Source organism: Flammeovirga sp. SJP92 (assembly GCF_001583495.1).
In the GTDB taxonomy this organism is placed as follows: domain Bacteria; phylum Bacteroidota; class Bacteroidia; order Cytophagales; family Flammeovirgaceae; genus Flammeovirga.
Genome location: NZ_LQAQ01000093.1, coordinates 1 through 24,263 on the forward strand (window position 1 = coordinate 1; position 24,263 = coordinate 24,263).

At 36.0% G+C, this 24,263-nt stretch carries 17 protein-coding genes; 9 read left to right on the forward strand and 8 right to left on the reverse strand.

Going from position 1 to position 24,263, the window contains the following annotated elements; all coding sequences use genetic code 11:
* Window positions 1-358: 358 nt before the first annotated feature.
* The 3 genes from AVL50_RS20850 to AVL50_RS20860 form a co-directional block, all read right to left on the reverse strand.
* Window positions 359-1,627, reverse strand: a complete 1,269-nt coding sequence (locus tag AVL50_RS20850; RefSeq protein ID WP_062618420.1) for a cytosine permease — start codon at window positions 1,625-1,627, stop codon at window positions 359-361.
* A complete protein-coding gene (locus AVL50_RS20855) occupies window positions 1,620-2,627 on the reverse strand; it encodes a hypothetical protein (RefSeq protein ID WP_062618421.1) in 1,008 nt (335 codons plus the stop codon). The genes AVL50_RS20850 and AVL50_RS20855 overlap by 8 nt, the downstream gene beginning before the upstream one ends.
* Before the next feature lie 243 nt (window positions 2,628-2,870).
* Window positions 2,871-5,243: a TonB-dependent receptor gene (locus AVL50_RS20860; protein ID WP_062618422.1), complete on the reverse strand. Its 2,373-nt coding sequence runs from the start codon at window positions 5,241-5,243 to the stop codon at window positions 2,871-2,873.
* 150 nt (window positions 5,244-5,393) lie between these two features.
* Here AVL50_RS20860 and AVL50_RS20865 point away from each other — a divergent pair, with 150 nt between their 5' ends.
* Window positions 5,394-6,650 carry a hypothetical protein gene (locus AVL50_RS20865; RefSeq protein ID WP_062618423.1) on the forward strand — a complete coding sequence of 419 codons (1,257 nt, stop codon included), beginning with the start codon at window positions 5,394-5,396 and terminating at the stop codon, window positions 6,648-6,650.
* Between the two features lie 412 nt (window positions 6,651-7,062).
* Window positions 7,063-7,917, forward strand: coding sequence for a pyridoxal kinase PdxY (pdxY, locus tag AVL50_RS20870; RefSeq protein ID WP_062618424.1), 855 nt, complete (start codon window positions 7,063-7,065; stop codon window positions 7,915-7,917).
* Between the two features lie 70 nt (window positions 7,918-7,987).
* Here the strand turns inward: pdxY and AVL50_RS20875 are convergent, their stop codons facing one another.
* Together AVL50_RS20875 and AVL50_RS20880 are read right to left on the reverse strand one after the other, a co-directional pair.
* Complete coding sequence (locus AVL50_RS20875; protein ID WP_062618425.1) at window positions 7,988-9,133, reverse strand: acyltransferase; 1,146 nt, start codon at window positions 9,131-9,133, stop codon at window positions 7,988-7,990.
* Between the two features lie 174 nt (window positions 9,134-9,307).
* Window positions 9,308-9,715, reverse strand: a complete 408-nt coding sequence (locus tag AVL50_RS20880) for a MerC domain-containing protein (RefSeq protein WP_062618426.1) — start codon at window positions 9,713-9,715, stop codon at window positions 9,308-9,310.
* 264 nt (window positions 9,716-9,979) lie between these two features.
* On the opposite strand from AVL50_RS20880, the gene AVL50_RS20885 reads away from it, so the two are divergent.
* From AVL50_RS20885 to AVL50_RS20910, 6 genes are all read left to right on the forward strand, one after another.
* Complete coding sequence (locus AVL50_RS20885) at window positions 9,980-12,289, forward strand: TonB-dependent receptor domain-containing protein (RefSeq protein ID WP_062618427.1); 2,310 nt, start codon at window positions 9,980-9,982, stop codon at window positions 12,287-12,289.
* A gap of 9 nt (window positions 12,290-12,298) precedes the next feature.
* The gene (locus tag AVL50_RS20890) at window positions 12,299-13,387 is read left to right on the forward strand and encodes an HmuY family protein (protein ID WP_062618428.1); all 1,089 of its coding nucleotides are present in this window, start codon (window positions 12,299-12,301) and stop codon (window positions 13,385-13,387) included.
* A 104-nt stretch (window positions 13,388-13,491) separates the two neighbouring features.
* A complete protein-coding gene (locus tag AVL50_RS20895; protein WP_062619141.1) occupies window positions 13,492-17,703 on the forward strand; it encodes a cobaltochelatase subunit CobN in 4,212 nt (1,403 codons plus the stop codon).
* 32 nt (window positions 17,704-17,735) lie between these two features.
* Complete coding sequence (locus AVL50_RS20900) at window positions 17,736-18,368, forward strand: hypothetical protein (protein WP_157491472.1); 633 nt, start codon at window positions 17,736-17,738, stop codon at window positions 18,366-18,368.
* Window positions 18,352-18,957: a MotA/TolQ/ExbB proton channel family protein gene (locus tag AVL50_RS20905; RefSeq protein WP_062618430.1), complete on the forward strand. Its 606-nt coding sequence runs from the start codon at window positions 18,352-18,354 to the stop codon at window positions 18,955-18,957. Before AVL50_RS20900 ends, AVL50_RS20905 begins: the two co-directional genes overlap by 17 nt.
* Window positions 18,926-19,264, forward strand: coding sequence for a DUF2149 domain-containing protein (locus AVL50_RS20910; protein ID WP_062618431.1), 339 nt, complete (start codon window positions 18,926-18,928; stop codon window positions 19,262-19,264). Before AVL50_RS20905 ends, AVL50_RS20910 begins: the two co-directional genes overlap by 32 nt.
* A gap of 292 nt (window positions 19,265-19,556) precedes the next feature.
* On the opposite strand, the gene frr is transcribed toward AVL50_RS20910, so the two are convergent.
* Window positions 19,557-20,120, reverse strand: coding sequence for a ribosome recycling factor (gene frr, locus AVL50_RS20915; protein WP_062618432.1), 564 nt, complete (start codon window positions 20,118-20,120; stop codon window positions 19,557-19,559).
* Between the two features lie 84 nt (window positions 20,121-20,204).
* Window positions 20,205-20,912 (reverse strand): UMP kinase, encoded by a 708-nt coding sequence (pyrH, locus tag AVL50_RS20920; protein WP_062618433.1) that lies wholly within the window; start codon window positions 20,910-20,912, stop codon window positions 20,205-20,207.
* A gap of 132 nt (window positions 20,913-21,044) precedes the next feature.
* Here pyrH and AVL50_RS20925 point away from each other — a divergent pair, with 132 nt between their 5' ends.
* Window positions 21,045-22,679 carry a zinc-dependent metalloprotease gene (locus tag AVL50_RS20925; RefSeq protein WP_062618434.1) on the forward strand — a complete coding sequence of 545 codons (1,635 nt, stop codon included), beginning with the start codon at window positions 21,045-21,047 and terminating at the stop codon, window positions 22,677-22,679.
* A 74-nt stretch (window positions 22,680-22,753) separates the two neighbouring features.
* Here the strand turns inward: AVL50_RS20925 and AVL50_RS20930 are convergent, their stop codons facing one another.
* Window positions 22,754-24,070 (reverse strand): MFS transporter, encoded by a 1,317-nt coding sequence (locus tag AVL50_RS20930; protein WP_062618435.1) that lies wholly within the window; start codon window positions 24,068-24,070, stop codon window positions 22,754-22,756.
* Between the last annotated feature and the right edge of the window lie 193 nt (window positions 24,071-24,263).

Here is a 24,263-nt window from a genome sequence, read left to right on the forward strand (position 1 = left end):
AACTCCAAAAGAGAAGTTTTAAAAGCCTTTCGTTAAAGGCGAGTGCAAAGGTAAGAAGAGAAATTTAATTTGCAATGCTTATTTTGTTTTATTTAGAAACTTAATTTACATCGCTGATTTTCAACTGAATCAAATACCTTTTCATTATATCAATCTCCCTGAATCGGGTTATCACATAGGATAACCCCTACGTGTTTTTTCCTCAGCCGTTTGCTGAAGGGAGTGCAAAGGTAATAGGATGTTTTTTAAATGCAATAACTTCTATAAAAAATTACATTAAATAAACGCAAATAAATTCACTATCAAAAAGGAATGTAACACCTAGCACTGGGTAATACATTAATCAACAACGGATTAACTAGATTCTCTCTTGGTTATGATTGATATACTTTGATCCAAAAAAATATATCAAGCCTGCGATAATTAATGAATCAAAGAAGTAAATAGACGTGATTGTGATGGTTTCGTAGTAGCTCAATAAAGAAATACCACTACTAACTAACCATGCTATTAATGCTAATATCCCCCATTGTGGTCTATCTTCTAGTTGGTAATTCTGCTTTTTGAGTAGAAAAAAGTCTATAATATAGATTGCAGAAACAGATGGGGTGAATACTCCTAATAAGGAAAGGAAGTCAAATAAGTAATCTGAAAACCGACCTAATGCCAGTAATGTTCCTAATAAGCTTGTGATGATACATAGCTTTTTGAATGTAAACTTTTCTGATATTGTAGAAAAAGTCAGTACTACTGAATAAAGGTTTGTGGCATTAGTCACCCAAGTGGTGATAAAGAGTAGAACAAATGCTGGTAAAATCAATCCCATCATCTGCATCATTTTCATTATATCTTTCTCCCCTGTATTGATCGCTAGGATGGCACTAATTAATAATACTAATGGAAATCCGAGCGTCACTCCTAATACTGATATTAAACTATGCTTATCATTATGGACAAACCTTGAGAAATCTGCCATTAATACGGGCAACAAAATGGAGGAGCCTATTAGGATGGAAGTCGCTTCGAACGTGGAAAGGGTGGGTAAAGTTGGGGTAAAGTTGATAATCTTATTCCATGTCATGTTTTCATCAAAGGAATAAAACATTACTCCTATTAAGAATAACAATAGAAATGGCACAAAGAAATTGGCGAGCCTTTCTAAACTTTTTATTCCATACATGGTGCTAAGCGTAATGATAATACTACTCCCAAATATGACTACCCAAAATGGTGTTTGGAATTCGAATAAGGATAAAGTGGTATCGTTGATGGCTTCGGCGAGTAATTCTAATGCTACTGCATACCAACCCAACAAACAAATACCTATCATTAGATTAATAAGTTTTACGCCTTTTGTTCCAAAGGGAAAACTCAAAATCATATAAGTGGAAAGACGGCTTCTGTTTCCGATCAGTGTAGTACAAAAGCTCAGTATGGTAAGGACCAATGTAGAAACACCAAATGCGTAAAGTGCATTTTCAAACCCTGCCTCTAGCGTAATTTCCGACCCTAAGTATAAAATGGGTAAGCTCACTCCCGTCCCTGCTATGATAAGGGCAATTGCCCATCCACTCATAAAGTCCTTCGCTTCTACCTTGGAAGTTGTATACTGATTCTGATCACTCATAGGTTTGTTGGTCTGTTTGTTTTAGTTTGTCCGCCAAAGGTAATAAACTTGGTAAACATACTTCTCCGTCTTTGATGATCAAGGTATCATCAAACTTTATCGTTACTTTTTCTACAATTCCATCGAAATGGGAAGCGGCCTCTTGACCATGTGGTGGCATGTCCATCGGACTAGTGTAGCCAAATCCAAAATCAACACCGCCCCATACTCTTTCATCTTCAACAATATCTCCTGACAACTCAGTCACGCCTGGATTTAAACCGATCATGTTGTGAGAAATCTTATACATGTTTTCATCCTTAAATGAAGAAATGTATTCTTTAAATTGATCCGCTTCTTTATTGCCTTCAATTTTTACGATAGCTCCCTTTTCCATCACAAACTCCACTCGGTTTTCTCCTGAAAGATCCGCATTCATTAAGGTATCAAAAACGATCTTCCCTTCCATACTTTTCAGTTTTGGAACAATATTGACATAGCCAGGAGCAGTACCGAAAATGGGGTTAGAGTAGTCACCATCATCAATGTCAAAAGCATATGACAAATCAATGTCGTATTTCACATCAGTACCATTGGCACTTGAAATGTGAATGGTCTTGCTCCTTTTGGCTAAGTCCAACACCTCATTTAAAAGGTGCTTTAAAGTAGGAATATCAAAGTGAGTGAAAATTCTTAGTAATGAATCAATAGGGCTATCACCTAAAATTAAGTAGCGTAATTTCTTATTTTGAGCCATTGCAGTCTCCCAGATATCAGAATACAGCATGACGATAGATTGTAAATCGATCCACACGTCTACATTACACAACGCTGGGGTTAATGCTTCATGAGGCCAATATTTCATTCCATCCTGCCCGTCATATTTGGCTTGAGGTACGATCAAAATCAATGGTTTTGCCTTCAAACTTTCTACTTCTTTTGCTAGTGCATTAACCAAATCCATATCTGAACCGGAATCGGCTGTCAATGCGACAATCTCCCCTTCTTGCACCTTAAACATGGTTTGAATAAGGGTCTCACAAAACTTCTGATATCTGTAATCCAAAATTGTACTACTTTATTAAGGTGAAAGTTGCTCAAAATACAAGGACAAAAGAAAATGAAAAAAATATGGTACTTGTTGTGGTCCGGCGGACGTTGCAATGCAACGTCCCTACAGCGGTATCCAACATAAAGAATATTCTACCATAATGTATCTTCTTATTGCCTTGTACTTACCCTTCTCCCTTTTATTATTTAATTCTTAAAATCTAAATGTCATTGCTGTTCCGAAAGATCTTGGTTGACCTCTCCACGCTACATCATCAGGGCTACCCACAAATTGTCCTGGTGAAAATTCCTGATAGTATTGTTGATTCATGATGTTATTACCCCACACCTCAAATTCAAACATTTTGTAACTCACTGAGAATCTTGCATTCAATAGGTTATAAGCATCTGAAATATGTTCTTCTAGGTTGCTTTCATGCCAGTACGTTTTTCCTGTATGATCTAAATTGACAAAGCCATTGAATCTCATTTCTTTTGAGATCTTGAATGAAGAAGAAAGGTTTACCCCAAAATTGCTTACCGGAACGAATGGTGTTTTATTTCCATTGTATTTACTATTGTCTGTCACATCAGAATTTTCTCCACCTGTTGTTCCTCCTTCTATAATTTCAGAGTCTGACATACCATAGTTAAATCCTAAATCAAGGTACTTGCTCAAACGGAATTTGGTATCTACTTCAAAACCAATCACACGGCTTTTATCATAGTTATAAATACCTCCATAAAAATCAGTCAAGTCTAAAATGAACTGTTGTTGATTCGTAAAGTCGGTATAGAAAGCTGAACCGTTGATGATGATTCTCTCATTCCAAGCGGATGTTTTAAAACCAAATTCATAATTGTCTGTCAACTCATCTTTAAAGTCTTTATTGAATAAGTTCGTCACTGCGGGGTTGAATCCACCTGTACGGTATCCTTTTCCGTAATTAGCAAATAGTAGGATGTTTTCTTTGGCTTGATAAGATAATGAAGCTTTCGGTTGGAAAACGTTGTTTGATCTTGATGATTTTACATCATTCAATCGGTCATCCTGTTCAAAGTTGTCAATATCAAATCTAAAACCTACAGAAGCTGTTAGTTTGTTTGTGATTTTATAATCTAAAAATCCGAATAACGCTACAGTTTGCGTTACATTGGTCAAGTCAGCGGCAACGACATTGAACTGTTCCCATGTATCATAATCTCTGACTAATCCATCTTGATAGAAAGGTTCGTCTACGATTTGGAAAAATCCTCCAAAACTCCAATCCAATTTTGAAGCGTTGTTTCTATTCTCAATTCTGATTTCTTGATTGAAAGTCGTTGAAGAAGTTACTTCATTTTGGGTAAAGTCATCATAAGGTAAGAAATCAAGATCGCCGTATGTTTTTCTATCTACCTGATTAAATGACGTGATACTTTGAATATTGAAATGATCCGCTCTGTAATTGATCTTCATATTTCCATTGTGATTGATCATACTTGATTGACCAAGTACATCACTCACGATCACATTATTTCCTTCTTTTGGATTGGGGTCCAATATTCCTCCTGGCTCTTGAACACCATCTACTTCATAACCTGTTGGGTTCACCGAATAATAAGCGGCACCACCTTCCAAATTAAAATGTTGATATGCTACTGAAACACTTAAACGATCAGTTAAATCCGCTTTCAGTTGACCTCTAATATTGAAATCCTTTCTGAAATCGACATATTCATTCAAATAGTCATTCATCAATAAACCGTCTGAATCTTTGTATTGGGTAGAGAATCTATAATATAATTTATCATTGACGATTGCTCCTGAAGATACAAATTGCCCTGTTTTAGCATTTCCGTTGGCATAACCTACTTTCAATTTATTACTCATAGTATTTGTAGGTTCTTGCGTATAAATATTGATCGCTCCACCAATCGCATTTTTACCATACAAAGCACCTTGAGGTCCTTTTACCACTTCCACCAACGCCAAGTCATATAATTCTTGATTCAATAAACTTGGATCAGCGACTGTCACTCCATCAATTACAAATGCAACTGGAGCGTCTCCTCCTCTCAGTTGAGGAATACCACGTACAGAAATAAAGTTGTTGCCTACCGCTTGTGAAGTATTGAATTTCATATTGGGTACCAAAGTCGCAAAAGCACTCAAATCAGTGATACCTGCATTTTTGATTCCTTCTGAATTAAGTGCCTGAACTGATTCTGGAATGACTTGAATAGATTCGGTTCTTCTTCTCGATTTACCCACAACTCCCATAAAACCTACAACATTCACTTCTTCCAGTTGTTGAGCATCTTCTTCTAAAACGATCTCTAATTTATTCTGATTTACGACTTCAATTTCTTGAGTGATGAAACCAGTGTAAGAAATCACAAGTGTCGATTTTTCTGGAACGATGATTTCAAAATTGCCATTAAAATCCGTTACGGTTCCTGAAGTTGTACCTTTCTGTATTACTGTAGCACCTATTAATTCTTGATTATCGGCAGAAGTAATTGTACCCTTGATGATAATATTTTGCGAAAAAACAGAGGTAGTAGTAAAAAAGACTAGTAAAAGTATTAATTGAATTTTTTGCATAATGATTGTCTTGAAAGTGATGAGTAACGTTAGTTCAGTGAAATGGACAATGAAATAACTTCGTAATTATACCTTAATCCTCTGTTTTATTGTTTCTTTACAATTCCTAATTATTTATTTTTGAATTCCGGTATAATTTTTAGGAAAAAAATGGAAAAAGCAAAAAACCAAGACATCAACAGTATTCGATATACTTCTCATTGCTTTGAACAACTAATCAAATTGGTCATTCAGCAATTTACTTTAAATCATAATCAATACTCACCGAAAAGAGTCACCCAACTTTATGGGTTCGGTAATTATGATCCTAATGAACCCAACCTGAAAAGTGATTTTGAAAAGCAGTCCGGCGACTTTGTCAATGGAAAGTATTTATATGATAAAAACAGGGCACTGGAGAGCGGAAAGATTCAAATCAAAATCAATAGTTATTACAGTCAGCTGATGGTGAACTATATCGGCTATCAAGATTTTTATGATTTTATTGATAATGAGATTGAGGATGTTGAAGAGAAAGAAAAGCAGTTAGAGTGGCTCAATCAGAAACAGAATGTTGAAAACAGCTATTACATTTCTTATCATTTCGGGGAAAACAAACAGGTGATCAAAGGTCAGGTTGAGATTTATAATGATTGGAAAAATGTGAAGTATAAATACATCTACCACCAAAATGATGGCACTTACAAAGAATTCCATTATCAAGGACAGTTGACTAAAAGGGTAGATATTATTCATATTCGAACTAAAACACTAATGGATAATAAGTTAGTGGATAGCGGTGAGGATATCTTGTACGCCGGTCATATCGAACCGAACAGCAGTCCTTTTTTGATCGGTACTTATAATGCTTTTGATATTTATAACCGTGTGATTGCTGGAAAATTGATTTTTGAGAAATTCGATTCTAAAGATGAAATGATTGAGGCGTCTTTGAAAAGGGAGATTCCAAATTATATTATTCAGGAAATCAGAAATCAATTGATTATGAATAATGGTAGAGTTCCGAATTCATCACTTGAGATTTCTTCTAAAAGTCCTTTTGCTTCTACTTATGAAAAGCTGACAGGGAGTTATCAAATTAACTTCTCTTATGCTGAAAATGGCTCTGCTGATCTTCAATTCAACATTGATCCCATCACTTATAAAATCAGTTCTGCTACGGAAGGCTGTATTTTCAAAAAAGACGATATTGATATAATTCAAAATGGTTCAGTGGTACATTTTAGTTTTCAATTGCTCGGCCTTTCAAAAGTACTTAGTGGTGAAATTTTCTTTAAAAGTTTTTATTTAAATCAGCTTGATGAGCCTTTTGAAGGGGTGTTTAGTGGGATGGATCATGAGGGGAAGTTGATTAATGGGAAGGTGAGTATTGTAAAGAATGAAATGCCTACTTTTTCCAATAAGTAACTTTAATGCTTGACTTAAAGACACTACTTTCAAGGTTCTTTCTTCTTCATTTTTCCATTGATGAAAAACGAAGCAAAAAATCTAGGCTGTGAAGTCAAAAGCTAAATTTCATTCCTTTCACCTAAATGATTTTAAACTCGCTGTGCTCAAACAAGAAAATCATTATTAACGGCTCATTACATGAAATTCTTAACGCTTTTCCCTTCAATGCCACAGGGAGTACTACCTAATATAAGGGAAGAAAAACACTGGCGCAAATGTTAAGCGTAAGCGTCATTTGTGCCTAACGGATCATCAGAAATCTCCTGATTTCTAAACCAATTAAGTTCAATGAAAGGTTTGTTTATATGTCACTGCATAATTTTATCGTAAATTTGCATATCCTATTTTAACAAGCACCCATTTATTTGAAATGAAAAATATTTTATCAATACAATCACACGTTACGTACGGACATGTAGGCAATGCCGCCGCTGTCTTTCCATTACAATATTCAGGATTTGAAGTTTGGGCGTTGAATACTGTTCAATTTTCTGGGCATACCCAATATGATGGGTGGAAGGGAGATGTGTTCTCGGGAGAACATTTAAGAAGTGTGTTAGAAGGAGTGTTTAGGCATACGTCAAAATCTTCATGTGATGCAATTTTGTCTGGCTACCTCGGGAGCAAGGATACGGGTAATATTGTATATGAGATTGTAGCTGATATTAAAAAAGAAAATCCTAATGCTTTGTTCTGTTGTGACACGGTGATGGGAGACGTGGAAGCAGGCTTTTATATTAGTGAGGAAGTCCCTCCGCTTTATAAGAACAAGATTATTGAAGTGGCAGATATTATCACTCCCAATCAGTTTGAATCGGAATATTTGAGTGATCAAAAGATCAAAACACTTGAAGACGCGAAGGAGGTTGCTCGACTTTTACATGCGAAAGGTCCAAAATTGGTTTACTTGACTTCTTTAAAAATTGAAGAAACACCTTCAGGGCATTTGACTGTTTTACTGTTTGATGGTCAAAACCATTTTATCATTCATAACCCCATCATAGAAATGGGTGAAGTATATGGCACTGGAGATTTATTTGCCGCTTTGACATTAGCGAATATTCTGAATGGCTTCCCTGCCAATAAAGCTTTGGAAAGAACAATCAGCAGTATGTATCAACTTATTCAAGCTACCGCTGAAAAGAAAAGGCTTGAATTGGATTTGATTGGAAGTCGGAAATTCTTTGAGCCTAAGAGTATTTTGTTTGAGGCAATTCAATTATAGATTTATAAAAAAAATGGAGATTATACTAATGTTGTACAATCTCCATTTTTTATATTTCTTACTTAAAAATCTAGCTTCTCAAAAACTTCTTGGTTAACCACTTTCTGACTGGTTCGTCATAGAACTTGACGAAAATGTATGACATTAGGATAGAGCCACCAAATACAGCTACTCCCCAAACTGCTGCCATTGTATAAGAAGTTTTCCCAGACAACACTTCATCAACTACCCATTTTGTGTAGATATAAATCAATGGATAATGTGTGATGTAAATCGGATAAGAAATATCTCCTAAGAATTTAGCTAACTTTTTAGTTTTAGGACTTTCAATTGTGCCATTTGCTCCAATGTAAACAATCAATGGGAATACAAGAATAATCACTAAGGCTTCGTATAAACCATTGATCCATGCTGTCTCTTTCCATCCTAAACTTGGAATAGCCAAAACGGTAAACATTAAAGCTGATGTTACCAAAAATGAATGTTTATAATGCTTTGGTTTCATAAACCTTGAAAGCAATAGTCCTGAAAGGAAAGGATAAGCTAATCGCAATGAACCAATTTTCAATTGTTCTCCATCTAGAGACCAACCTCCTGCTATCACTCCTAGTGGATTTGTTACTGCAAAGTGGATCAATAATGCCCCTGCAATTGCCGCTAAAATCATTAAGATGATATTAGGAAGTCGTTTTAAAATCAATGCATAAAGCGTGTAGGCAATATATTCAAAGAAAAGTGTCCAACCCGGACCATTTAGTGGGTACATTTCTCCCCAACCTCTGATGTCTAAAGATTTCCCTACTGGAATCATTGTGAAACCAATCAGCATTACCAATAACATTTTGGTTACTGGCGTATTTTCTATCAATGGAAAAACTGTTGGTGAGATTTGGGCATAAAATGTCACTGCTCCTACTATGGACCCGATAATTACCATAGGTTGCAATCTGATAATTCTTCTTTTGAAGAAACCCGTCAAGGTCATTTTATCCCATCTGTTATCGTAAGCATAGCCAATCACAAAACCGGATAACACAAAGAAGAAGTCTACCGCTAAGTAACCGTGATTGATAATCTGCTCGTTTCTTTTTCCCAAAGCGAAAGCTTCAAGGATATGGAAGACCACAACGATAACCGCTGCTACGCCCCTAAGACCGTCTAAGATCTCGAAATGTTTGTTGGAAGATTGATTCATGATGTAGTTAATGTCGCTCATTTCAATAATTCACAATATACGTTTTTCATCTCTCTAACACTCTTCCATTTGTAATATTTAAGATTTAGAATTCATCATTTACAGTTCAAAATCAGCAACATACATAATAAAAAAAGCCAACTATTCATTGCTAAGTAGTTGGCTTTCCTTTTTATAGAAATCTATAGTATTGAATTATACTGTACAGCATTCTTCCCCTCTAGATTTTAAATCTCTTTGATTGTAAATATGAAGTGCAATCAATCCAATGGAAGGAAATAGAATTGTATTTTCATGAAGGCTTAGCCAATGCATTTTCTCATTTAAAATCACAAAAGACAATGACGACCAACTCAATACAAACAAAAACTTCACAATTTTATTATGACTTGACCTGTAGGATTGCACCACAGCGATTAGTGATATGAATAGAAACAAATAATCAAACTGCCTCCACCAAGAAGGTGACGCTTCACAACAACTATCCGCTGCAATACTGCAACTGTCAGCAATAAACAGAAAAGGTGTAATCACACAATGGATCAAACACAGAAAACTTGTGACAGCTCCAAAAACATCAGATTTATAAGTTGATAAATTCATGTGCACTAATAATGAAATTGTATTTAGGCTACAAAAATAGAAAAAAAACATATGATGCAATATAATCGCATTTGAATATATACGAATATTAAAGCTTGTATGAATTTTATTTTCGAATTGATACCTATTGAAGAGTGCGTAACTAATTACAAACAACAATGTTTATTTTTTTTTAGATAAATTAACAATCATCAAATGCAACTCTGTCGCATTTATTTATACTTTTGCGACTATATCGCATTTAAGCACTTATCAAAGTTCATTTTGAAAATCTCCATAACACGTAAATTACTTCCTTTTTTAAGCATTATATTTTTTACAATAAATGCCTATTCTCAAACTAATAAGAATACAATCAGGATAGTTGACGCTAATAATGAAGGCATCCCCGGTGTTACTGTTCAAATCGAGGACAGTAACGATTTTATTGGTGTCACTTCCTCTAATGGAAGTATTATCAATAAAGTAAAAAAGACCACTAAAGTGACGATTCACAGCCTGGGTTTTGAAACAATAGTGAAAACGATTCAACCTCATAAAAGCTATACCTTTCAGCTTCAAGAAAAAGTAGATGAGTTGGATGAGATCGTTGTAACTGGTGGTTTTGTTCCTACTAAAGCAAATTCTTCTTTATTCAATGTAAAGAGAATTGGAGTGGAGGAAGTGGAAGCTCGTGGTGCTGTGAATATGAGTGACTTACTAGAACAACAACAAAATATAAAAGTGATTCATGATGATGTTTTAGGGAGTAGAATTATTCTCAATGGTTTATCAGGTGTCAATGTAAAAATGTTGATGGATGGTCTACCTTTAGTGAATGGTAGTGGGGATGATTTTGATTTGAATCAACTGAATTTGAATGATATTGAGAGAATTGAAGTGGTAGAAGGTCCACTTTCTGTGCAGTATGGCAGTAATGCTTTAGCAGGTACGATCAATATGATTACAAAAAAACCGTCAATGAATGATCCTTGGAAAGGAGGTATAAATACATACGTTGAGTCTATTGGGAAATTTAATGTAGATGGCAGTATTAGAAAGGGTTGGAAAAATACTTCAATGTCATTGAGTGGTGGTAGAAATCAGTTTCTTGGGTATGATCTAGATCAAAGTAAAAGAGGAAAATTCTGGAGACCTAATACACAGTATTATGGAAACCTTAGATTAAAACACCAAATTAATAAAGTTTCTATTGCAGGTTTTTATCAACAATTTTTTGAGGATTCTAAGTCACTTGGAGAAAGTCAAGGTGGTATAAATTCCAAAATTGGTGAAAATGGGGCGTATAGCTATGCTATTGCAAGAGATAGAGAATATAAAACACATAGAATCAATAGTGGAATTAATATTGACGCAGAATTTTCTGATAGGAGTCAATTACAAATTACAAACGGGATTTCATTTTATGAACAGCAATCTCAGCTCTATGTAAACGATTTATATCACAACATGAAGTTTTTGAGTGATACACTCTCCGATCATGATACTACATCATTTATGACCTTTACGTCTAGAGGTAGTTATGTGCTATCTGAAATAGGTCGCCACAACTCCGTTTGGGTAGTGGGTTATGAAGCCAATATCAATAGAGCTGCAGGAGGAAAAGTAAGCACTGACTCAGGAAATGGATATGATGAATACTCTCTTTTCACAGCATATAAATGGCAAATTTCAAATGCTTGGGCCTTTCAAACTGCTTTCAGAACAACTTTTAATACTGTTTTTGATAATGGAGCAATTGATATTGCAGGGGCAAGTGTTCCTCTTATTCCTTCATTTAATGTTCTGTATAAGCCATCTGAAAATTGGCAATATCGCTTGAGTTATGGTAAAGGTTATAGAGTACCTTCTATGAGAGAGTTGTATTATTATTTCAGAGATGCTAATCACTATATTGTTGGAAACCCAGATCTAACACCTGAAAATGGTGATAATTTTAATTTACAAACAACTTATGCCCAAAACTATAATGATTGGAGATGGTCATTAAACACATCTGTTTTCTATAATCAGATCAAAAACAAAATTGAAATGGTTAACCTGGACAGTGTACCTCCGAATATTTCAGAAAATACTCCTGTCAAAAGAACTTATGAGAACATCGAGAACTACATTTCTACAGGGTTTTCGGTCAATCTTGCCACAGAATATAAATCACGATTTACGTTTGATCCAGGGTTCAGCTTTTTAGCTCGATCTGGATCGGAATCTTCTGATCAATTTTTCAATAGCTATGAAATCACACTAAGGAGTAGTTATCTGATCAGGAAATTTGATACTAAAATCAACGTCTTCTATAAATATAACAGCCCTTATGCTGAATTTTCTAAAACCAAAGAAGGTGAAGTTGGAACACAAACTCTAGAGGCTTACAGCTTATTGGATTTGACACTAACTAAACCATTTATGAAGAGAAAATTATTGACTACAGTAGGTGCAAAAAACTTACTCAACGTCACTACTGTAAATATCTATGGTGATGGTTCCAAAGGTATTTTGTCCAGAGTTGGTACAGGTGAAAGACCTATCAGCTATGGTACTACATTTTTTATCAAACTAGGTTATCAATTTTAATTTTCAATAATGAAGTTATTCAAAACAACAATCTTCAGCAGTATTTTACTTTGTTCGTTATTCGCTTGTGAGTCATCAGACGAGACTACAACTCCAACTCCTCCAGACGACGAAAATGTAGAAAGTAAGCTAATTACAGCAGACATCACTAGTAATTTTTCTCACCAAGTTTTTGTTGACTTTAACACTGGTACAACTACTAGATCTGAAACAAATACTTGGGAGTTGGCATTCAATCAAGAAGGAGTAGTTCAATCCAATACAGGAAAAAAAGTGGCTTTATTAATGCCTACAGAAACAGATTTTGAAGCTATCAATGAAGAAAGTGTTTCAGGGCTTCAATATTTCTATGACGATGAATCCGCTGACTTAACATTAACAGCATGGAACAGAGAGAACTTTGAATTAAACAAGCCTTATATCTTGGATTTAGGTATCAACGAATTGGCAAAAGCTTTAGGATTCAAAAAATTCATTATCACTGAAAACTCTGCTTCTCAAGCTATCATCCGTTTTGCTGATTTAGACGGTCAAAACGAGCAAACTACAACGATTGAAAAAGGTGAAGGATTTGTATACTTTTCTACCATCAATAATAAAGTAGCTGAAGTAGAGCCTGCCAATTGGGATATCGTATTAAAGCCTGTAACTGTAAGAACTGGTGCTCCATGTTTTACTATGGGTGATGCTGCAATGCCTGGTATCAACTGTGACATCATGCGTTTGAATACTTCTGTAGTTATCAACCAAAATGGTAATGTAAAAGGGGTTAAAAGCACTAAAGCTGAATTTGCTGATTTTGAACCTACAGATGAAGTAGATAGTCCAATCAACAAGTTAACTATTGAAGACAGTAATTTTGAAGAAATCACAGCGGATAACGTTGGTAACAACGAGTTTACGACAAAAGGTGATGTGATTGGTAAAGAGTGGTTCCATATTTTACAACCGCATAGAGATGGTGTATACAAAGTATATAGTCATATCTCTTTCATTGTAAATGATGAAGAAGGAAACAACTACAAACTTCGATTCCTTGCATACACAAAAGACGGTCAAAATGGCTACCCTACTTTTGAATATCAATTAGTCAAATAAATAGTGTAAAAGTACTTGAATAATACAAGTACATACTAAAAAGTAAAGCTATCCTTGAGTGTATGTCACTCAAGGATACTTTCATTACAAACAGCTTCATTAGAATGAAATTCATCAAAAAGAACAAAAAGCAAATATTTAAATCAAGTGCTATACTCCTAGTCACTTTGATGGTGTATTTGTATTACGCGACTCAAGTCAGCGTAACGCAGATTGCATTTATTTCCTTTTCAGAATTCCAGCTTTCTAAAATCAATAAAGTAAACAACAGCGAGTGGATCAATATCACTTCACTTTCTAAGAAAAACATAAGCGATGCCACAAGTTATGATGTGATCTACCTATTTGGTCGAGGGTTGTCATTATCTGCAGATGAGCAACGTGAATTGATGAAAGCGAGTCATATGGGCACAAAAGTATATGTATATGCTTCCAATAATGACGCTTACAATATGATTAGCAATGTTGACTCTGTGTCGGCATTGGAAATTGAGGCTTACTTGGATAATGGCGGTGAGGACAACTATCATCAGCTATTAAATTACACAAGGGTCAATGTAGATAAAAAAGCTTGGTTCCTGCCAGAAGTAAAACCTGTAGAAGAGATTCCTGAGGATGCTTATTTAAGCATGGGAACTACAAAGGCATTTACTGAATTAGCTAAAGTCATTGAAAACCAAAAGAATAATAATACTTATAAAGAAGGTCAGCCGACCGTCGCATTATTGACGAGTGTACCGGGACCTTTTAATGCTAACCCTGAACATATTTTTGATTTACAGAAAGCTCTTTTTGATAGAGGGTTGAATGTCATCACAATTACTTCTCACACCCAACGTATCCGAATGATGAAAGAGGTTTCACCTGATTTGGTGGTTTACCTTCCTCATGGTCGTTTGGCTGGGCACTCAAGAGAAGATGTAGGTCAGTGGTTGAAAGAATATAATATTCCGGTACTGTCTCCATTGAGTATTTTCCAGAAAAAAGAAGATTGGGAAAACTCTCTTAAAGGAATGTCAGGCGGAATGTTGAGCATGAGTGTGGTTCTTCCTGAATTGGACGGTGCTGTGGCTCCTTATGCTTTTGCGGTAGAAATGAAAGATGAATCTGGTTTCTTGAAGTTTAAAGGAATTCCAGAAAGAATCGACTGCTTGGCAGATATGTGTAGGAACTATATTGACATCAAGCAAAAGCCAAAATCAGAACAGAAAATCGCGATTTACTATTTCAAAGGTCCTGGTATGAACGCTATGGTAGCATCCAACCTTGAGGTAGAACAATCATTGTACAACACTTTGAAAATGCTGAAAGCACAAGGTTTCAAAGTGGATAATATGCCAAAGAATCAAAAGGACTTCCATGAAATGATCCAGAAAAATGGATTAGTTTTAGGACCGTATGCGAAAGGTAAGTTTGATGATTTTGTGAAGACAGCTGATCCTGTTTTAGTGGACACAGCAAGTTACCAACAATGGACAGCGAAAGATCTTACGAAAAGTGCTTACGGTGAGGTGGTCAAGAAATATGGTGAGGCTCCAGGTGAATATCTTTCTGTAAAAGAAAAAGACAATGCCTATATCGCAGTTTCAAGATTGGATTTTGGCAATGTGGTTTTATTACCTCAACCTATGCCTGGTCTTGGTGATGACAGTTTCAAATTAGTGCATGGTGCCAAAGCAGCTCCTCCCCACCCTTATGTGGCTTCTTATTTATGGACAAAAAATGATTTTAAAGCCGACGCCATCATCCACTTCGGCACGCACGGTAGTTTAGAATTTACACCGGGTAAGCAAGTTGGTTTATCTTCTAATGATTGGAGTGATGCTTTAATCGGAAGTACACCACACTTCTATGTTTATACGATCAGTAATATCGGTGAAGGAATCATTGCGAAGCGAAGAAGTTATGCCACCACAGTCACTCACTTAACGGCTCCTTTTACTGAAGGTGAAATTTATAGTGACCTCAAAAAATTAGAGGAAAAGCTAGACAAATTTTACAGTGTAGAAAATCCTAATCTTAAAGAAAAATATAAAAAGTCAGCTGTTGACATTGCTCGTCAGATGAAAATTGATGAAGATCTTCAATTGGATTTCTCTGGTGAGGTAAGTGATTCTACATTATTCGCCATCTCTCAGTATGTAGAGGAAATCGGTAATTCAAAAGTTGCCAATGGTTTGTACAGCTTGGGCAGACCTTACACTGAAAAGCAATTAAATGAGACGGCTTTATTGATGTCATTAGACCCGATCGCTTACAGCTTAGCACAGTTGGATGTTGCCGATGGAATTATTGATCAAAAGAAATCAGAAGATGCTCGTTACTTTGATAAGCATTACCGTCAGCCGACAAAAGCGATTTTACAAAAACTTTTATCCAATCAATTAAGCATTGCGCAAGCCAAAAATCAATTGATCAAACAAGAACGATTGGATAAGATTAAGGCTTGGGAAGAAAAGCAACAAAAAGCGAAAATGCATGCTATGGCTCACGCCAAGAAAAAGGTGGATGGTAAAAGTGGTGCTTCTCAGGTCAAAAAGAAATTGGATATTCCGAAAGACGAATTGTTGAAACAAAGAGCGGAAGCACAAAAGAAAAGTGCGATTGTCCGTAAAGGGATGTTGTATGCACAAAATGTTGAGAATGTATTCGTTGGTTTAGAGAATGTTTTAAAGTCGAAGGAAAACCTTAAGATCAGTACTCAACAAGAGCAACTTGCTTTGGTCAACGGCATCAAAGGTGGTCATATTTTACCGACTTCTGGTGGAGATCCAATTACCAATGCTTATGCGGTGCCAACGGGTAGAAACCTTTACTCTATTGATGCGGAAGCGACACCTTCCAAGGAATCATGGGAGTTAGGAAAATCTTTAGGAAAGAAATTATTGGAGCAACATTTTGCGAAAAACGGTGAGTACCCGAAGAAAGTGAGTTTCACACTTTGGGCTAGTAGTTTTATCGAAACGGAAGGGGCGACTTTTGCTGAAATATTATACTTACTAGGCGTTGAACCTGTTCGTGGTCCGTTTGGAAAAGTAATGGATGTACAGTTGATTCCTTCAGAAGAATTGGACCGTCCGAGAATTGATGTAGTAGTGCAAACTGCAGGTCAATTTAGAGATTTGGCAGCATCAAGAATGTTCTTGATTAATAAAGCGGTGAAGTTGGCGGCTAATGCTGATGAGATTGTTACCAACTTTGTAAAAGAAGGCGTAGCAGAGGCTGAGCGTTTCTTAAAGGAAAAAGGAATGTCTCCTCAAAAAGCACAACGTTTTGCAGCGGATAGAGTGTTTGGCGGTGTGAATGGCAACTACGGAACAAACATCATGGGATTGGTAGAAAAAGGAGATCGATGGGAATCAGAAGATCAAATTGCTTCTACTTATATCAACAACATGGGTGCGGTTTACGGTGAAGAAGATTGGGGAGAATTTGCAGAAGGCATTTTTGAAGCAGCACTTCAAAATACTGATGTAGTTGTTCAACCAAGACAAAGTAATACTTGGGGTGGTTTGAGTTTGGATCACGTGTATGAGTTTATGGGCGGATTAAGTATGGCAGTTAGACATACAACTGGTAAAGATCCTGACGCTTATTTCAATGATTACAGAAATGCCAATAATGTCAAAATTCAAGGTGTTAAAGAAGCCTTGATGGTAGAGGCTCGTTCTACTTTATTGAACCCTAAATACCTGAAAGGGATGATGAAGGAAGGGGCGACAAGTGCTGAAAATGTAGCGGAAACGATCCGTAATACTTACGGTTGGAATGTGATGAAACCTAACGAAATCGAGAATCATCTATGGGATGATTTAATGGAAGTGTTGGTGGAAGACAAATACAACTTAAAGACACAAGATTTCTTCGAAAAAGAAAACCCGTATGCACTGGAAGAAGTGACGGCTGTAATGTTGGAAACAATCCGTAAAGGCTATTGGAAAGCGAGTCAAGCTCAGATTGAGAAGTTGGTGGAAGTACATCAGGAAATGATTGACAAGCACAAAGCAGGTTGTAGTGAGTTTGTTTGTGACAACATGAAGTTGAAAGATTTTATTGTAAAAAATTCTACCAATCAACAACTGAAAGAGAGTTACCAACAGCAAATCGCAAAAGTCAGAGAGTTGCCAACAGATCAACAATCTGAAGTAAAAGAAGAAAAGAAAAGTATTCAATTAGAAAAAGAGGTGATCCAAGAAGAAACCGTGGGTCAACCAAAAGATAATCAAGAAAGTTTGAGTAATTCTGAAATCGGCATTGCCTTGGGCGTGATCGCTTTATTACTCCTTTTAATAGCTGTCTATTATAAAGTAAAATAACTATGGAGGGTGTTTTCTTTTTAATACTTTCCATGAGTTTTGTTCTAATGATTGCAGACCGATGGCAGTCTCGACCGCTGCCGTCGGTCCTTAGATACTTTTTGCTCAGCAGTGCAGCATTACTTTCTTTCAATACGCTGATCAGTCAGAATAAAAGTTATTGGTTTGAAGAGTTAATGACGGAACGATGGGTGATGTTGTTCTTTGGTAGTTTGATTATTGAAATGAGTTTGGGTGTTTTAATGTCCCGCTATTCCAATACCAAATTGATCAAAGGGCTCTATCAAGTACTTTCATTTTTGCCGAGACCCACTTCCCTTTTCTCCATTTTGATTATTGAAATACTGATTTTTGATTCAATTAATGGATGGAGTTTTAAGGCTGTAAGCATCGCTTATGCGATCTCGATCTTAATTATTGGATTAGGTTTTTATTTTTCATTCAGAAATAATCAATCACTGATCCGAATCAAATCAGTAGTGGTTACAGTATTCAGCATATTACAGCTATTGCTGATTTCCACCTTATTCAATCCTCAAAAACTACATGGAGGAAACTCCGATTTTGATGTACAATCATCGCTTTTTGTACTGATGATTTTCGGAGTATTTGCATTGATCGGTTATTTATTATCAATTCGAAAAAAACATGGATTACGTAAATAAAATATTGTTTTGGATTTCATCAGGGTTGATGTTTCCAACCGTCGTAGCACTGATTGTAATGTTCGTGCTTTCTTTGGTAAAACTGGGAGAAAACTACCATGCTTTTATCCAAAGAGTAAAACAGAAAAAGACGATTAAGCCCTATATCGAAGAATTAAAGAAGGAGTTAATTCAGCCTAACTTTGCTTCTGATTCTATTCTTGCTTCAAGCATCAACGAACTTTTCACTTTTGAAGATTCAATGGTTAGAAGGGAAAGGGTAGTTGCGGAGTTTGAAGCCAAAGGAAGAAAGTCTTTGAGTATGTTGAAAAACCTAGCGAAGATGGGACCTGTAGTGGGTTTGATGGGTACTTTAATTCCAATGGGTCCTGCCTTGGTAGGACTTTCATCAGGTGATATTGCTTCTATGGCAAATAATATGCAGATGGCATTTGCCACTACAGTTGTCGGTTTGATCATCGGCGGAATCGGATTTGTATTGCAAAACGTACAGCAGAAATGGTTTGCTGAAGACTATGCTACTTTAGTTTTTATTGTTGATTTAATGCAAGAAGAAAATGAGAAGAAGACAGAATCCGTTCTTAAATAATGAGGATGATATAGATCCGGTAGCATCTGTAGCCAACCTTTTTGATGTGGCAATGGTTTTTGCCGTCGCTTTGATGATCGCCTTTGTAACGAGATTCAATATGCAAGAATTTTTCTCTGATGAAGATTTTACGATCGTAAAGAATCCAGGGAAAGAGCAGATGGAAATCATCACCAAAAAAGGAAAAGAAATCACAAAGTATAAGCCTTCTGAAAATCAAGACAAAAAGGAGTCTGGTAATAAAGGAAAGAAGATTGGTACGGCGTATCAGTTGGAATCTGGTGAGGTGATTTATATTGAGGATTAATAATTCATCAATTGCCTTTTATAATATCGCAAGTGTTAAGCCGGCAGGCGTCACTTGTGATGATACTTTGGCGAAGTCTCCCGACTTCGAATATATCGTTCATTTCGAAGTCAGGAGACTTCGCCAATAATAAGTTCCAAGTGACGCTCACGCTTAACACTTGAAACAGAGATCCATCAGCCCACGGCTTAAGTCGTGGGCTGATGATGAATAAAAAAAGTCTCACTACTTCATACATTAGATGTATTAAGGTAGTGAGACTTCTTTCTTGTATACAACAAGAAAAGACAACTTATACAGTCATGATATCTTTTTCCTTAGCTACAAAGATTGCATCAATCTTAGCTGTATACTTGTTAGTAAGATCTTGCACTGAAGCTTCAGCATCTTTGATTGCATCTTCAGAAGCACCATCTTTTAATAACTTCTTCAAACCGTCGTTTGTCTCTTTACGAGCATTACGAAGGCTGATTTTACCTTTTTCGATTTCGCCTTTCACTTTCTTTACAAGCTCACGACGACGCTCTTCTGTTAATGGAGGCATGTTGATACGCACTTGCTCACCATCGTTAATAGGGTTAACACCAAGGTCTGAGTCACGGATGGCTTTTTCGATTTCAGCCAACATATTTTTTTCCCAAGGCTTGATTACTACAGAGTGTGCATCTGGCGTAGTTGCTGATGCCACTTGGTTAATAGGAGTTGGAGCGCCATAGTAGCTTACCATAAGACCGTCCAACATAGATGCTGAGGCTTTACCAGCACGAATTTTTTGTAATTCATGTTCAGTATGGCTGATGGCTTTGTCCATCATATCCTTTGCCTCATCAAGGTACATTCCTATTTCCTCTTCCATTTTACTATTTTTTTTAAGGGATTATTTAGCAAGAGCATGTTTGCTAACTTTCGATGAAGTAACAAACACGCTCTAATTTATTTCTTATTCTGAAACAACTGTACCAATTGGCTCACCTGACATCAATTCAAACAAGTTATTCGGCTTGTTCATGTCAAAAACTACAATCGGAAGGTTGTTTTCTTTACATAAAGTAAAGGCAGTTAAATCCATAATCTTAAGATTCTTGCTTAATGCTTCATCAAAAGATAATTGTGGAATCTTAGTAGCTGTAGGATCTTTTTCTGGGTCTGCAGTATAGATACCATCTACACGAGTACCTTTTAATACTACGTCAGCATCAATTTCAATTGCTCTAAGTGAAGCCGCTGAGTCAGTTGTAAAGTAAGGATTACCAGTACCAGCACCGAAAATCACAACTCTGTTCTTTTCTAAGTGACGTACTGCTCTTCTACGGATAAAAGGCTCACACACCTGATCCATTTGAATTCCTGACATCAGACGAGTGTAAACACCTACTCCTTCTAATGCACTTTGTAAAGCCATACCGTTGATGACCGTCGCTAACATTCCCATGTGGTCACCTTGAACTCTGTCAATTCCCATCTTGTCGGCTTGCATACCACGGAAGATATTTCCTGCACCGATAACAATGGCTACTTCGACCTCTTGGTCTACTACTTTTTTAATCTCTTGTGCGTATTGAACCAAACGTGTTGGATCAATTCCATACTGTTGCTCACCCATTAAGGCTTCGCCACTCAATTTCAGAAGAACTCTTTTATATTTCATATATGGCTATTTGAAGTTTTGCAAATATAAAAAAGTCATGCAAATGATGGGAGAAAATATGTACCTTTCGTAAAAACTTATCATATTGCAAGACAATATTTTAGCATTTTTTATTCAACTTCGTGTTTAAACATGTTATCAATAAATAAAATACAACTAGCTTTTTGTGCTTTTTTTCTGACTGTATTAACTGTTAATGGTCAAACTCAAAGACCTGTCAGACAGTGTATGAGTGGTACTCATAAGCATGAGCCTGCTGTACAATTTAGAACAACCCCTTATCTATCACAAGCAAAACTTAAACAAAGTTTCAGAAGTAAACTTCTAAATCTTCCTGTAGTAGTACATATTGTGCATCAAAGCCAAGAAAGTATTGGTCAGGGCAATAATCTTTCTTATGATCAAATAATGTCGCAGATCAACGCGACCAATAAAGACTTGACCCTCCAAAATTCTAATAAAGGTCAAACAATGGATGAATTTAAGTCCAGTGTATCGAATCTTAATATTGAATTAAAGATGGCAATATATGACACTTTGGGCAATGAACTCAATGAACCAGGCGTCAACCGAATTATTGGTCTAAGAAGTTATTCTCCTTCACAAGCCAATAACCTGATCAGTCAAAATATTTGGGATCCAGAAAAATACCTTAATATTTGGGTAATTCCATTAAGTGGAAATAACTTAGGTTACGCCTTCTTTCCTAATTATTTAGAGTTCAGCCAAGGGTTAGTAAGCAGTGGTGAAGTGGCTTCCAGTACTATTGATGGTGCTGTAATCGGTACTAATTTCTTTGGTTCAAATGAATTCAAAACATATAGCAATCTTTCTTCACCTTATGATCTAGGCAGAACATTGACTCATGAACTAGGACACTACTTTGGCTTATTGCACATATGGGGAACTGGAGGTTCTTCTACTTGTACTAAAGATGAAGCAACTGGTGAGTATGAAAATCATGATTTCTGTGCCGATACACCTCATATTACTAATTCACATGCTAGTTCACAAACCTCTACAGTATGTGATGGCGAAAATGCTAACGTTACTAAATACCTCTGTGATACTGAAAAATTCCAATCTGCTCAGTATCAAAATTTCATGGACTACACCGATGACGAATGTATGACTTTATTTACTTTCGATCAGAAAGCAAGGGTAGATATGGTCATGGAAAATGCACCTCATAGATGGACGCTGAATTCAGATGAACCTACAGGTAATATCACACTGAATGGAGAAATAGGAAGTGATTTTCACACCATCACTTGGGAAGCTGTAAATGTTGAGAACGCCACTGCATTTATTGTGGAAAAACAAGTAGAAAATGAAGGGTTTGAAATTATCAGCCCTGCATTGAGTCTTTCTACCAATAGCTTTAATGCTTTTTATGACCCCTCTGAAAGTTCAAAAAAAATCAGTTACAGGGTCTATTTAGTAAACCATAATGGATACTCTTATTCATCCAATGTTATATATATCAAAGATGGTATTGTAGATGTACTTCCACCTTCAGTACCTGAAACTTTTGTCATTTACCCTAATCCTTCAGATGGTATCTTCACTTTAAACCCTTCAGAACATATGCTTCAGAAAGGAGTATTGGAAGTTTTATCAGTTCACGGAAAAAGGATATTGACAAAAAACCTTTATGACAAAAACACAACCGTCACCATTGATTTAACAGATCAGCCAAGAGGCACTTACATAATGTTGCTCAACTCTGATAAAGGGTCCTTTTATCAAAGATGTATCAAAAGATAATCACTATTAATGAGTAATAAAAAAAGAGCTAAGAATCGTAATTCTTAGCTCTTTTTTTATTAGAAAATTATTTTTTAGTGATGCCCTCCAGATGGCACAGAAGAAGATTCTCCTGTATTTTTTGAGTCCTTGACGGTCATCCAAACTGCTGCTGATATTGCCAAAGCAATTGATGCAATATAGAACATTAATGTTTTGTCTTCAGCATCAGAAAGAATTTTACCAATAAATGCAGAAACGGCTAACTGAGGTAATACTACTGATAAGTTGAAAATACCCATATAGAAACCCATTTTAGCCTTCGCTACTTTTTCTGACATGATTGCAAATGGAAGTGATACAGTAGCTGCCCAACCAATACCAAGAATTACCATCATTGTATAAATCATAAATACTGAATTATTACCCAATACAATCATACCTGCATAACCTACAGCCATGATAGCAATACACATTGCATGTGTCTTCACTCTACCAATTTTCTTTGTTATAGGCTCTAATATCAGTGCTGGCAAAACTGCTGCGACAGCATTAAAAATAAGGAATGACCAGTTGATCACACTTCCTACTTCTTGATCCCCCAAATTAGGATATTCCTGTTGTACATAAGCAAACATAAATACAAACATTGTCTGAATTCCTAACCAAGTTGGAGCATGTGCAAGTAAAACTTTGATAAAACCAACTGTATCTGTCTCAGATCTTCCTCTACCTTTTTCTTCATCCTCTACATTATTTAGTGTTTTAGGCTCTTCAATAAAGAATACTGGTAATACTGAGAAAATAAACACTAATAATACACCAAAATAAATCAAAGAAATATTACCTAAGGTAGATCCTAAGAAATAAGCCAAGACACCAAATGTTCCTGAAATAGTCTGCATCCATGTATATCCTTTCGTTACTGTTTCTTCATTCGTAACATCTGCAATAATTGAACGAGTAGGATTAAAACTGATGTTGATTGATAAATCCAAGACCAAAGCTACAGCAATAGCCACATATATAGACGCTGGATGTTGCCCATCTTTAAGTTCCGAAACGGCTTTGGTAGGTTCAAATCCCAACATATCAGAAATTACGTGAATATTAGGTAATGCTAATAACATCAGTGCTGTCAAAATACCACCAATTAAAATAAAAGGCCTTCTCCTTCCTCCTAAAAACCAAACTTTATCTGAAGCTAAACCTGCTAAAGGTTGCCCAATAATACCTGCAATTGGACCTGCCGCCCAAACTATACCTACTTCATGAATATCAAAGCCATATTTGGTGTTAAGAATCCAACTAAGTGCAGCGATCTGGATTGATAAAGCAAATCCCATAGCTGTTGATGGGAGACTCAGAAGTACGAAAAAAGAAGATTTTAATTGTTTTTGTATTTCTAACATAACTAAACTTTTTTGTAGCTTTATTAAAGGTTGTTTATGAAGTATTAGTTCAAGCTATAATGGGTATTTTTGATCTAATACTTAATGTGTTTCATTTTCATTTCCTAACAAATATATTTAAGTCCTTAACACAAACTAATGATCTTAAGCATTATTATATCATTCAGGTAAATCTTTTTATATTACAACGGGT

Bases quoted from the DNA above. Each gene is read 5' to 3' on its own strand.
- AVL50_RS20850 (WP_062618420.1), bottom strand. From the start codon at position 1,627: ATGAGTGATCAGAATCAGTATACAACTTCCAAGGTAGAAGCGAAGGAC.
- AVL50_RS20855 (WP_062618421.1), bottom strand. From the start codon at position 2,627: ATGTTTAAGGTGCAAGAAGGGGAGATTGTCGCATTGACAGCCGATTCC.
- AVL50_RS20860 (WP_062618422.1), bottom strand. From the start codon at position 5,243: ATGCAAAAAATTCAATTAATACTTTTACTAGTCTTTTTTACTACTACC.
- AVL50_RS20865 (WP_062618423.1), top strand. From the start codon at position 5,394: ATGGAAAAAGCAAAAAACCAAGACATCAACAGTATTCGATATACTTCT.
- pdxY (WP_062618424.1), top strand. From the start codon at position 7,063: ATGAAAAATATTTTATCAATACAATCACACGTTACGTACGGACATGTA.
- AVL50_RS20875 (WP_062618425.1), bottom strand. From the start codon at position 9,133: ATGAGCGACATTAACTACATCATGAATCAATCTTCCAACAAACATTTC.
- AVL50_RS20880 (WP_062618426.1), bottom strand. From the start codon at position 9,715: ATGAATTTATCAACTTATAAATCTGATGTTTTTGGAGCTGTCACAAGT.
- AVL50_RS20890 (WP_062618428.1), top strand. From the start codon at position 12,299: ATGAAGTTATTCAAAACAACAATCTTCAGCAGTATTTTACTTTGTTCG.
- AVL50_RS20895 (WP_062619141.1), top strand. From the start codon at position 13,492: ATGAAATTCATCAAAAAGAACAAAAAGCAAATATTTAAATCAAGTGCT.
- AVL50_RS20900 (WP_157491472.1), top strand. From the start codon at position 17,736: ATGAGTTTTGTTCTAATGATTGCAGACCGATGGCAGTCTCGACCGCTG.
- AVL50_RS20905 (WP_062618430.1), top strand. From the start codon at position 18,352: ATGGATTACGTAAATAAAATATTGTTTTGGATTTCATCAGGGTTGATG.
- AVL50_RS20910 (WP_062618431.1), top strand. From the start codon at position 18,926: ATGAGAAGAAGACAGAATCCGTTCTTAAATAATGAGGATGATATAGAT.
- frr (WP_062618432.1), bottom strand. From the start codon at position 20,120: ATGGAAGAGGAAATAGGAATGTACCTTGATGAGGCAAAGGATATGATG.
- pyrH (WP_062618433.1), bottom strand. From the start codon at position 20,912: ATGAAATATAAAAGAGTTCTTCTGAAATTGAGTGGCGAAGCCTTAATG.
- AVL50_RS20925 (WP_062618434.1), top strand. From the start codon at position 21,045: ATGTTATCAATAAATAAAATACAACTAGCTTTTTGTGCTTTTTTTCTG.
- AVL50_RS20930 (WP_062618435.1), bottom strand. From the start codon at position 24,070: ATGTTAGAAATACAAAAACAATTAAAATCTTCTTTTTTCGTACTTCTG.